At 68.7% G+C, this 10,430-nt stretch carries 13 protein-coding genes and 1 tRNA gene; 7 read left to right on the forward strand and 7 right to left on the reverse strand.

What is annotated here, in order from left to right; translation table 11 throughout:
- Positions 1-1,028 (reverse strand): hypothetical protein (locus AB0J09_RS42225; protein WP_360704077.1); only part of this gene is annotated, 1,028 nt, incomplete at its 3' end.
- Between the two features lie 245 nt (positions 1,029-1,273).
- Here AB0J09_RS42225 and AB0J09_RS42230 point away from each other — a divergent pair.
- On the forward strand, positions 1,274-1,792 hold the full coding sequence (locus tag AB0J09_RS42230; RefSeq protein ID WP_360704080.1) for a universal stress protein: 519 nt from the start codon (positions 1,274-1,276) through the stop codon (positions 1,790-1,792).
- A gap of 112 nt (positions 1,793-1,904) precedes the next feature.
- Here the strand turns inward: AB0J09_RS42230 and AB0J09_RS42235 are convergent, their stop codons facing one another.
- Positions 1,905-3,188: a PLP-dependent aminotransferase family protein gene (locus AB0J09_RS42235; protein WP_360704083.1), complete on the reverse strand. Its 1,284-nt coding sequence runs from the start codon at positions 3,186-3,188 to the stop codon at positions 1,905-1,907.
- A gap of 79 nt (positions 3,189-3,267) precedes the next feature.
- Here AB0J09_RS42235 and AB0J09_RS42240 point away from each other — a divergent pair, with 79 nt between their 5' ends.
- Both AB0J09_RS42240 and AB0J09_RS42245 read left to right on the forward strand, forming a co-directional pair.
- A complete protein-coding gene (locus AB0J09_RS42240) occupies positions 3,268-3,705 on the forward strand; it encodes a carboxymuconolactone decarboxylase family protein (RefSeq protein ID WP_360704086.1) in 438 nt (145 codons plus the stop codon).
- The gene (locus tag AB0J09_RS42245) at positions 3,702-4,901 is read left to right on the forward strand and encodes an MFS transporter (RefSeq protein WP_360704089.1); all 1,200 of its coding nucleotides are present in this window, start codon (positions 3,702-3,704) and stop codon (positions 4,899-4,901) included. The genes AB0J09_RS42240 and AB0J09_RS42245 overlap by 4 nt, the downstream gene beginning before the upstream one ends.
- Positions 4,902-4,938: 37 nt before the next feature.
- Here the strand turns inward: AB0J09_RS42245 and AB0J09_RS42250 are convergent, their stop codons facing one another.
- Positions 4,939-5,121: a cation transporter gene (locus AB0J09_RS42250; RefSeq protein ID WP_360704092.1), complete on the reverse strand. Its 183-nt coding sequence runs from the start codon at positions 5,119-5,121 to the stop codon at positions 4,939-4,941.
- 495 nt (positions 5,122-5,616) lie between these two features.
- Here AB0J09_RS42250 and AB0J09_RS42255 point away from each other — a divergent pair, with 495 nt between their 5' ends.
- The 3 genes from AB0J09_RS42255 (at position 5,617) to AB0J09_RS42265 (ending at position 6,571) form a co-directional block, all read left to right on the forward strand.
- Complete coding sequence (locus AB0J09_RS42255; RefSeq protein ID WP_360704095.1) at positions 5,617-5,736, forward strand: DLW-39 family protein; 120 nt, start codon at positions 5,617-5,619, stop codon at positions 5,734-5,736.
- A 15-nt stretch (positions 5,737-5,751) separates the two neighbouring features.
- Positions 5,752-6,480 carry an HAD-IA family hydrolase gene (locus tag AB0J09_RS42260; protein WP_360704098.1) on the forward strand — a complete coding sequence of 243 codons (729 nt, stop codon included), beginning with the start codon at positions 5,752-5,754 and terminating at the stop codon, positions 6,478-6,480.
- Positions 6,481-6,495: 15 nt separating this feature from the next.
- A tRNA-Ala gene (locus AB0J09_RS42265) sits at positions 6,496-6,571 on the forward strand.
- Between the two features lie 56 nt (positions 6,572-6,627).
- Here AB0J09_RS42265 and AB0J09_RS42270 read toward each other — a convergent pair.
- The 4 genes from AB0J09_RS42270 to AB0J09_RS42285 are packed head-to-tail and all read right to left on the reverse strand — an operon-like array spanning position 6,628 to position 9,749.
- A complete protein-coding gene (locus AB0J09_RS42270) occupies positions 6,628-7,770 on the reverse strand; it encodes a site-specific integrase (protein ID WP_360704101.1) in 1,143 nt (380 codons plus the stop codon).
- Positions 7,770-7,976 carry a helix-turn-helix domain-containing protein gene (locus AB0J09_RS42275; RefSeq protein WP_360704104.1) on the reverse strand — a complete coding sequence of 69 codons (207 nt, stop codon included), beginning with the start codon at positions 7,974-7,976 and terminating at the stop codon, positions 7,770-7,772. Before AB0J09_RS42275 ends, AB0J09_RS42270 begins: the two co-directional genes overlap by 1 nt.
- A gap of 13 nt (positions 7,977-7,989) precedes the next feature.
- Entirely contained in the window at positions 7,990-9,594 is a 1,605-nt protein-coding gene (locus AB0J09_RS42280; RefSeq protein ID WP_360704107.1) for a replication initiator, read from the reverse strand.
- Positions 9,591-9,749, reverse strand: coding sequence for a hypothetical protein (locus AB0J09_RS42285; RefSeq protein ID WP_360704110.1), 159 nt, complete (start codon positions 9,747-9,749; stop codon positions 9,591-9,593). Before AB0J09_RS42285 ends, AB0J09_RS42280 begins: the two co-directional genes overlap by 4 nt.
- A gap of 60 nt (positions 9,750-9,809) precedes the next feature.
- Between AB0J09_RS42285 and AB0J09_RS42290 the strand changes: the two genes are divergently transcribed.
- Entirely contained in the window at positions 9,810-10,328 is a 519-nt protein-coding gene (locus AB0J09_RS42290) for an Imm21 family immunity protein (protein ID WP_360704113.1), read from the forward strand.
- Positions 10,329-10,430: the final 102 nt, after the last annotated feature.

Raw genomic sequence — 10,430 nt, forward strand, 5'->3', positions numbered from 1 at the left:
GCCTCGGGCAGCAGCTCCAGCGCTGCGACCACGTCCCCGCGCTCGGCCAGGCGCAGGCCGTACGAGTCGAGGAGTGAGGCCGCCAGGCCCGGATGTTCTGTCGCGACGGCCGCGCGCAGGGCCAGCTCGGGCTGGTCGTGCCCGACGTACCAGCGGGACGCGACCGCCGCCACGTCGTGGGCCTCGTTCCTGTCCAGCGGGGCGTGCTTGGTCAGCACGTGCCTGCTGGTGGAGGTCAGGTGGTGGCCGTCCTGGCCGGCTTCGAGGAAGAGGCCGCGGCTGGTCAGCGAGTCGAGCGTGCCGGGCGGGGCGCCTAACGTGGCCGCCAGCTCGGCGGTCAGCACGGGCAGGACGGTGGCGGCACGCAGCAGCTCGCGCATGGCCGGCGGCAGGTCCCTGAACGCGGCGAGCGTGAGGCGTTCGAGCGTGGCGGAGTTCGCGGCCAGCCCGGACGCCGTGCGGGGCCAGTCGGCGAGGTTCTCGCGGGCCAGTGTGTCGAGCGCCGCCTGCACGGCGGCCGGCCAGCCGCCGCAGGCGTCGTGCAGCGTGACGGCGATGGCCGCGCCCTGCTCGCCCAGCCGGTCGCGCGCCCAGGCGGCGGTCTCGTCCGGCGTGAGCGCGAGATCCGTCGCGTCGAAATCGAGCACCTCGTGGTCCTGGCGCAGCCGGGCGGTCGGGAACGGCAGCGGCGCCCGCGACGCGGTGACCAGATGCAGATGCCTGGGAGCGGCGCGGACCAGCGTCTCCACGTAACGGACGGAGCCCGGCGCGCCCGCGATGGCGTCGATGTCGTCGAAGACCAGGGCGAGCCCGCGCCGCAGCTGCCTGGCCAGCGCCTCGGCCAGCGCGCCCGCCAGCGCGGACGCCCTGGACAGCTCGTCGGCGTCGGGACCGAGCGGGGACTCGGCGGCGGTCACCAGGTCGGCGGGCAGACCGGGCACCTTCTCCGACAGGGCCGACGCGACCGCTCCCGCCAGCGTGGGGAGATCGCGGTCGGCGGGCCCGAGCCGGTGTAATACCGCGCCCACCGCCAAGCTCCAACCGGTCAAAGCGGTCGATTTCCCGTAGCCTGTAGTTGCGACGAGCGAGGTGAGCCTGTACGTAAGTGCCCCGTCGAGCCGCCGGTCGAGGGCGGGACGGGGTCGCACCCACCCTCGTTCCACTCCCGCATGCTACGCCGGGGCTCGCGAAGGACTCCATAGTTCGGAAAGTGCCACCTACCGGTAACAGACCAGCGGGCGCACTATGGTCGTACTTCTTAACAGGAGGCACCGTGGAACAGGATCTGCCTGGCGGTGCGAGGCTGATCGTGGGGGTGGACGAGTCCCCGGCCTCGCGGTGGGCGCTGGCCTGGGCCATCGGGGCGGCCAGGCTGCACCGTATGGCCCTGGTCGCCGTGCACGTCAGCCGCGCGCCCGTCCATCCCTTCCCCGAGGCGCTGCCCGTTCAGCACGCGCTCAGGGCCGGCGAGGAGGCCCGCTGCACCGAAGTGGTCGCCGGTGTGTTCGACGACGTCGCAGGTGGCGTGCCCGACGACATCAGGACGACCGTCGTCGGGCGGGTCGGCGATCCCGGCTACCATCTCGTCGACCTGGCCCGCGAGGGCGACCTGCTGGTGCTGGGGCGGAGCCGGCGTGGGCTGCTCAGCCGCATCTTCCTGCCCTCGACCAGCATGTACTGCGCCCGCCACGCGAAGACCACGGTCGTCATCGTGCAGCAGCCGTCGCCGCCCGACGATCCGGAGCTGTCAGGGGAGCGGGCCCGCCGCTTCTGGAGCCGCCGCCATCCTTAGGCCGGTTTTGGGACCTTTAAGCCGGTTTTGGGGCCGTCGCCGTCTGTAGGCGCCGCAGTCCCTCGGGGATGTCGTCCAGGGTGATCCCGCCGTAGCCCAGAAGCACGCCGGGCTAGGCCGGGCTGTTGCCGCAGTACGCCTCCAGCGACTCCACCGCCAGGCCCGGCACGGGACGTACGGACACTCCCGGGGCTAGGCGGGCGCACAGGTGCAGGCCCGCGGTGGACGGCACCAGGCGCAGGCGCTCGTCACCGGTCAGCATTTCGGCAATCATGGCGTGCCGGGCGGCGTACTCGCGGGTCGCCTTCCTGATGTGCCTGGCCAGGAGCCCTTCGTCGATGAAGCGGGCCAGCGCCGCCTGCGTGGGCACGTCGCTGTGCCAGTCGGAGAGCCGCTTGGCCGCGTGCAGCGCGGGCGCGAGCGAGGCCGGGGCGACGAGGAAGCCGAGCCTGAGCATGGGGAGCAGGGTCTTGGAGAACGAGCCCACGTAGATGACACGGCCCGCGCGGTCGAGGCTCTGGAGGGGCTCCAGCGGTCGCTCACCGAAGCGGAACTCGCTGTCGTAGTCGTCCTCGATCACGACCGCCCTGCGGCGCTCGGCCCAGGCCAGGAGGGCGGCGCGGCGGGCCAGCGACATGGGCGTGCCCAGGGGGAACTGGTGCGAAGGAGTGACGTACACGATGCGGGCGGCGCGGGGGATGGCCTGGACGTCGATGCCCTCCGCGTCCACCGGCACTCCGGCCACGCGGGCGCCGAGCGAGCGGAACAGCGCGCGGGCGGGCGGGTAGCCGGGCTCTTCGACGGCCACGCAGGTGCCCGGCTCGATCAGGACGCGGCCGATGAGGTCGAGCGCCTGCTGGGCGCCGTTCGTGATCAGCACGTCGTCGGGACCGGCGTGGACCGAGCGGCTGATGCCGATATGCCGGGAGATGGCCTCTCTCAGGGGCTGGTATCCGGCAGAGCGGTTGTACATGGCGGCGCTCGCCCGCAGCTCGCGGGCCACCAACCGGCGCCACGTCTCCATCGGGAAGAGGCGGGGGTCCGGTACGCCGACGCGGAAGTCGTACCGGGCGCCCTGCATGGCCTCCGGAGCGTCGATCTCCCGCCAGAACGCACGCGGGCGCACCACGCCCTTCGGGGCCGCCCTGCCGCGGACCGGTTCCGCCGATACGAACGTGCCCGCGCCCGCCCGTCCCACCAGGAACCCATCGGCGACCAGCCGGTCGTAGGCCACCGCGACCGTGTTCCTGGAGATCTCCAGCCTCCGCGCCAGCTCCCTGGTCGGGGGGAGCCGTTCGCCCGACCTGAGACGGCCGTCGAGTATGGCGTCGAGGAGCTGCCGGTAGACCTGTGCGGCCAGGTCACCTCGGCCTTCCAGGGTGATGTGGACGTCCATCTTGGCCCAATCAATTTGACGGAAATTGGAGCTTATCTCGGGACAAAGTGGGATCCAAGATGGACGCATGACACAACGAATGAATCTCGGACCGCTGGTGGGCGACGTTTACCGGCACGCGGGCGCGCTGGACAGGTTCGTCGAGGAGAGCACGCTCCCCAAGCCCCTCCTGTACCTGGTGTTGCTGCGCGCCAGCCAGATCAACGGCTGCGTTTACTGCGTGGACACGCACAGCGCCGACGCCAAGCAGGCGGGGGAGAGCGACGCCCGGCTGCACTCGGTCGCCGTCTGGCGGGAGTCCCCGTTCTTCACCGAGCAGGAGCGCGCCGCCCTGGCCTTCACCGAGGCCGCCACCAGGCTCTCCACCGACGACGTCACGGACGAGATCTGGGATCAGGCGGCTGCCCATTTCGCCGAGAAGGAGCTGGCGACGCTGGTCGTGGCCGTGGCCACCATCAACTTCTGGAACCGCTTGGCCGTTTCCACCCGGATGACCCCGGCGTCGTACAAGCCATGAAAAATCGACGAATCCTGGCTATTGCCCAGCTTGCGAACTCTGTTGGCGACGGCGTCTACCTCGTCACCTCCGCGTTCTACTTCGCCAGGATCGTCGGCCTGTCGGCCACCGAGATCGGCCTCGGCCTCACGCTGGGCTGGGCCGTCGGCTCGGTGGCCGGCGTGCCGCTCGGCCATCTGGCCGACCGGCGCGGGCCCCGCGGAGTCGCCGTGCTGCTCGCGCTCACGACCGCCACGGCGGTCGCCTCATTCATGCTCGTCCGCTCATTCGCGCTGTTCGTACTGGTGGCCTGCCTGTACGGCACGGCGCAGACCGGCTTGTCGGCCGCCCGCCAGGCCCTGCTCGCCGCGCTGATCGCGCCCGCGGAGCGCACGGTCGTGCGGGCCGTCCTGCAGTCCACGCTCAACGCCGGCCTGGCCGTCGGCGCAGCCCTGGGCGGGCTCGCCCTCCATCTCGACACGCGCCCCGCCTACCTGGCGGTGTTCGCACTCGACGCCCTGAGCTTCCTGCTCGCGGCCTTCCTCCTGCTCAAGCTGCCTCCCGTGCGGGTCGCCCAGGTCGCCTCCGGCCCTCGGCTGGCGGTGCTCAGGGATCGTCCCTACGCGCTCGTCACGCTGATCAACGCCGTGATGCTCTTCTACATGCCGCTGCTCAGCCTGGTCGTGCCGCTCTGGATCGCCTCGCGTACGAGCGCGCCCACCTGGATGGTCTCGGTACTGATGTTGATCAACACCGGCACGGTGCTGCTCTTCCAGGTGCGGGTGGCCAGGCGCGTGAAGGGCCTGCGTTCGGCTTCGCTGTCGGTGCGGAACGCCGGGTTGGTGATGTTCGCGGCGTGCGCGGTGTTCGCGTTGAGCCCGTACGGGTGGCTGTTCCTGCTGGTGGCGGTCGGCCTGCAGGTGTTCGGCGAGATGCTCCTGGCCTCGGGTGCCTGGGAGATCGGCTTCGGGCTCGCGCCTGAGGACAAACAGGGCCAGTACCAGGGGTTCTTCGGCACCGGCGTGGCCGTGGCGAGGATGCTCGGGCCCGTCGTCCTCACCACGTTGGTGCTGGGCGGCGGCACGCTCGGGTGGCTGCTGCTCGGTGCGGTGTTCGTGGCGGCGGGCGCCGCGATGGCACCGGCCGTCAGATGGGGGCAGCGCTCACTCGCAGCGGCGCAGCCGCCGGATGGGGTCCTGAACAGGGCTGCTGTGTAACCAGCTTCCCGAGGCCGCAGGTCGGTCACCGGCGCGTTCACGCGCGGCCCGTCACCTCGTATCCGGCCTCTTCGACCGCTGCGGTGATCTTCGCCGGGTCGACAGGGCCATCGCTGCCGACCGTCAACAGGCCGCCGGCGAGATCCACGTCGACGGAGGTCACCCCCGCGACCTCGCCGACCTCCTCCTTCACCGAGCTCACGCAGTGGCCGCAGGTCATACCCTTCACCGTTTAGGTGGCGGTGCTCATGACGGTCTCCTAGTGATGATCTTTTGCGTTCCTGCCCAGGCGGCACTATACCCCCCAGCAGTATCTGGACGGTCACGGGATCGTACGGTGGGTTCCCGCGTAATGCTGCCCCGGCAGGTTCGGCCGGCCCGAATCGACCACCACATGGCGCGACACATGCGTAAGCCGGGACCGTGCCTAGCCACGCACACGGGCGCGATATTTGGCATGATCGAGCTGTTGTCCGAGATGGCGGATACCAGAGGGGACGCAGGCGGGCGCCCACGACGGACGGAAGGGGGATCCCAAAGGTCGTCGAGGGCGGGCGTGTCGCTCCTCACCTGGGACTGAACACTCGTTCTGCGCACATTCCGCACATCTGGCCCGTGCGCAACACCGGGAGCGCAGCCATCCCTTGCTAGGCTGCTTGTCAACTGTTGGGTCTCACCCCGGCAGGTGAGGCCGTCGAAGAAGTGGGGTCACACCGTGAAGAAGCTGCTTGTTCTGGCGCTGGTCGCCCTTGGGGGGTTGCTGATCTGGCGTAAGGTGCAGGCCGACCGCGCAGAGCTCGATCTCTGGACCGAGGCGACCGGCACCGAGAACTAACCGACCGGCGAGGCGATGAGTGACGTCGTCCCCATCAAGCTGGTGTGCCTGGACCTGGCAGGCACCACAGTCGGTGACATCGACATGGTCGAGCGCGCCTTCGCCGAGGCGATCGCGACTCAGGGCATAGTGCCCGGGACCGGAGCGTACGCGCGTGCCATGGTTCACGTGCACCGGTCCCGGGGCTGTCCCAAGATCGATGTGTTCCGCGGGATCTTCCCCGGAAACGAGGCCCAGGCCCAGGCGGCGAACCTGACGTTCGAGCGCTCTTACGAGGGCACCCTCGAACGGGCAGGTCTCGCACCCATGCCCGGAGCCCTGGAGGTTCTCGACAAACTCCGCGGCACCGGCATCAAGCTCGCCCTGATCACCGGCTTCAGCCGCACCACGCTGAGCCGCGTCCTCAGCGTGCTCGGCTGGCACGACAAGATCGACCTCGCCATCTCCCCCGAAGACGCCGGCGGCCGCGGCCGCCCCTGGCCGGACATGGTCCTGCACGCGGTGCTGCGCCTGGGGGTGGAGGACGTACGCCATGTGGCGGTCATCGGCGACTCGGAAAGCGACATGCTGTGCGGCAAGCGCGCGGGAGCGTCGATCGTGGCGGGGGTGATGACGGGCGTGCACAGCCGTGAACGCCTCCTCAAGGGCGGCGCGACCCACATCCTCGACTCGATCGTGGACTTCCCGAGTTTGGTGTTGAGCGATGACCTTGGTACGACGCAGGTAGCTTCGTCCGCCCGGTAAGCTATCTTCGTCGAAGGGGCCTTAGCTCAGTTGGCAGAGCGCCTGCTTTGCAAGCAGGAAGTCAGGAGTTCGAATCTCCTAGGCTCCACCAGCCAAAACACCCCGCCACCGATCTTGTGGCGGGGTGCTCGGGCCATTAACGGGCCATTAGCCATCCTGGCCCAGCCTCTTCCTCTCGGCCTCCACACGAGCGCTGAGCGCATCCGCGATCCGCTGGTCAGCATCCATGGTGGCGTGCTGGTAGATGAGTGCCGCCCGATCGCTGTCGTGCCCCATCCGTGCTTTGAGGTCGGCCAGGCTCGCCCCTGACTGCGCGGCGAGCGTGTTGCCCGTGTGGCGAAGATCGTGGAAGTGCAGGCCGGCGAGCCCCATCTCCTTGAGCGCCTCGCTCCACTTCGCGGCACGCCGGAAGTTGCTGCCCCGCAGGAACCCGCCCAGCTTGCCGAGGAACACGAAGGCGTCCTCTTCTGGCTCGACGTAGGACGCGAGATGTTCGGTCAGCGCCGGAACGATCACTGCGGGGATGCCGACCGTACGGCGACCGGCTTTGGACTTGACCGGGCACAGGCGCATCTCCCCGCCGTCCAGCTCGATGAGCTGTTCCCGGACCCGGACCGTGCGCGCCACCAGGTCGAGATCATGCCGTCGAAGTGCGATCACCTCACCCCATCGCAGGCTTGCGAACGTGGCCAGCAAGATCAATGCTCGAAACCGCTTGTCCGCCATCCGGTCGGCGAGCTCGAACACCTGAAACACCGTGATCACGGGACGCTCGGGGGTGTGCTCATTGTCGGCGCCCTTGATGCGGCAGGGGTTGCGGCTGATCAACTTGTCTTCTTCCGCCGCCGTCATCAGAACGGCCCGCAGGAACCGGTACGCCTTGGCGACCGTCGAGACCGATACGCCATGCTCCAGCCGTTCGGACCGCCACGCGCGGATCATCTGGGTTGTCAGCTTGCCGACCTGAACACCGCCAAGGGTCGGCATGATGTGCCGTTCCAGCAGCCACGTGTAGTTCTCGATGGTCTTGGGGCGCAGGCCGGGACGTTCCTTGATCCACGCTCGCGCGTAGTCGCCCACCAGGACCTTGCCGCGATCGGGATCCGTCCAGTCGCCCGCAATCATCTGGGCTTCGATGATCGTGAGCGCACGGTCGGCTTCGGTTCTGGTGGCATAGGTCGTGCCCCCGGTCCGCAGACGCCCGTCCGGTCCCGGATAGCGAATCTGGAACCGGCCGGACTCGCGCTTGCGGATATTGCCGAAACGCCGGTGTCCCTCTTTGTTGGCCATCAGGCAGCCCTCCTCTTGACGGTGTCGGTGGTCATCGGCGTGACGGTTCCGGCCACGACGAAGGCGATCAGCGCGGACTCGCGGATGCGGACGTGGCGTCCGACCTTTACGAATTCGATCCGGCGTTCGGCGATCAGGCGGCGGACGAAGCGCACGGAGGTGTTCAGCGCATCGGCCGCTTCGTCAACGGTCAGCAGTTGGTCCATGTCGCTCCCTCCTTCACGCTGCCTGCGAAGTTGCCGAAAGATCTTGTCCGGTTGCTCTGGCTTCCAGCTCTCTGAGGTGGGCTCGCCAGCGTTGACGTTCGTGGACGGAGCGAAGGAGCCGTACGGCGAGGGGTGGCACGTTGGCGTCTCCGGCCGGGACGGGTCGCCAGATGTAGCGGTGTGGGTCGGCGGGTTCGTCGGCCTGGCCGAGGGCTGCCAGGACCCAGGTACGGCGGTCCTGCTTGTGTTCGGCGAGGGTCTTGTTGGACCACTTGCGGGAGACCAGGACGCGGCGTCCGGCGTAGCCGAGGTGTTCGGGTTTGTGTGCTTTGGATCGGCATCGGCCGGGGGCCATCCCGGCTTTGGCGTTCTTGGGCTGGACGCCGTAGCGGAGCCAGTTCGGGCAGGTGGAGGAGCAGGGTTCGTAGCGCAGGGCGTTGACCATGCGGGCGGCGTGCTCGCGCTGGGCCTGGCCGCCGTCGAGGGTGTCGCCGATGGACTTGGTCAGGTACTTGGACAGATACCGGATGCACTGGTCGGCGTCCGGGGTTCCGGCGAGAACGCCTTGCACGTCCACCTGATCGCCGAAGCGGATCACGTGGAGGGGCTGGGCGTCTTTGTCCAGGGCGTCGAGGGCTTTGTCCCAGGTGGGCAGGACCTCGCCGGTTGCCGGGTCGAGGTAGCCGGTCTCCTCGTTCCAGACGGGCAGGTGATCGCCGTCGAAGCGGACTTCGTCGGCCTGTGGCCACCAGACCTGGTGATAGGTAGCTGCGGCGATCTGCTTGATCTCCGCGCGTGGCAGGGTGCCCCGGATGGCCATGTGCAGGTGTGGCGCCAGCCTCTTCTGGGGCTCCACGGCGGCGAAGTATTGCACGTCGTAGCCCGCGACGCGGCGCAGGTTCTGCACGAAGCGATCCACGAGCTTGGAGAAGTGCAGCGCATCGCGAGCGGCGCGCCGGTAGTCGTAGGTGTCGGGGTCGATCGGGATGCCGTCACGGACCTTGCCGTAGCTGGGCAGGGTGAGCGTGACGAAGAGCGACGGCCGGTAGGTCTTGCCATCCGGCGCGTGGAAGGTGCGTCCAAGGGTGGTGTTGGTCATCTTGCGCTTGGGCAGGTCGGGTGCGTCCTGCCGTCGCCGGGTGGATCGGGTGCGCTTGGGCACCGCGGATCCGGTGACGCTGCCCCGCATGCCAGCGGCGTTGATCTCGTCATCGAGGCCGGACAGGACGGCGTCCAGGTCGGTGGTGTCGTCGCCGGCCTGTTCGGCGGCATCCCGTCTGGCCTGCATGTCGGCGCGGAACTCGACGAGCCAGCGTTGTTCCTCGTTCGGCTCGGCGGGCGTGATCGCGGGTTCGGTGTCGAGGTGCCAGCCCTCGCGGCATTGGGCCATGCGGAGTTGCCGGTTGCGCTTGGCACACGGTGGGCACTTGCTGTCGAGGACGGCCCCGCACGGAACGTCGATGATCTCGGACTTGCCAGTGATGGTGTCGAGCCGCCGCAGCGGGATGGGCCGGATGCAGACCCCGTGAAGCTTGGCGACCTCTTCGAGTACGTCGCGGGCCATCGGCATGGCTTGGCGGACGGCTCGGGGGAGAGCGCGGTCGTGCGGATGGGTCATGCGGTCTTCCCTTCGTCGGGGTAGGTGACGGCGGGCGCGGCCTGGCCGCACTCGGCGCACTCGACCAGGGCGCGGACCGGGTCGAGCCAGAGGACGTTCATGGTGTGGCAGGCGGCGCAGCGAAGGCCGTCGAGGAGGTGGGCCAGATCGGTCATCGGTGATCTCCCTGCGTCAGCTTGAGGGCGGCGGTGGTGTGTGATCTCATCGCCGCAGTCATGCGGGAAAGGGGAGGGTTGTGCAGATCTGGGCAGAGTCCTCGGGGTGGGCCGCTGGTACTCGTGGCGGAGAAAGAGCTGAACGAGTGGACCGGTGCGAGTGGTGACGACTACGAGTTGGCATGTGCGATTGACGATCTGGGGGTGATCCAGTTCAGCGCAGGGGGACAGGCATTGGTTTTCTGGGATGAGCCTGCGCGCACCACGTACTTCCAGCGGCTTAGGATTTTCGTGCAGTGGATCTATGCCGATCCCGGTTGCGACGTGGAGCAGGCGGCGTCGGAACTGGGTGATATCGCTTGGGAACAGGGGCCGACCATGGACGTCAGTGGGCCGATGGTGCTTCTCGATGCTGCGGCGCCGGGAGCGGAGATCCAGATCAATCAGGTACGAGGCGCCATGGACGCGGAAGCGATCAGCGTGGAGATCGCGTCGGGCCGGTATCGGGTGGATTGTGGCGAGATCAGACCGGACGAACGCACGTACTTTCGTTGCTACCGCCTTATGGCGGTTGCCTAGAGCGATCCTTGTCATGCAGCCTCCTTCCATTGCCTGAAGAGGGTGACCCCGCCGCACCCCCGGCCCATGCAGGCTGTACGCCTTGAGCTTGGCCAGCAGGCC

Origin of the sequence: Nonomuraea sp. NPDC049784, assembly GCF_040659615.1 — a bacterium.
Taxonomy (GTDB): domain Bacteria; phylum Actinomycetota; class Actinomycetes; order Streptosporangiales; family Streptosporangiaceae; genus Nonomuraea.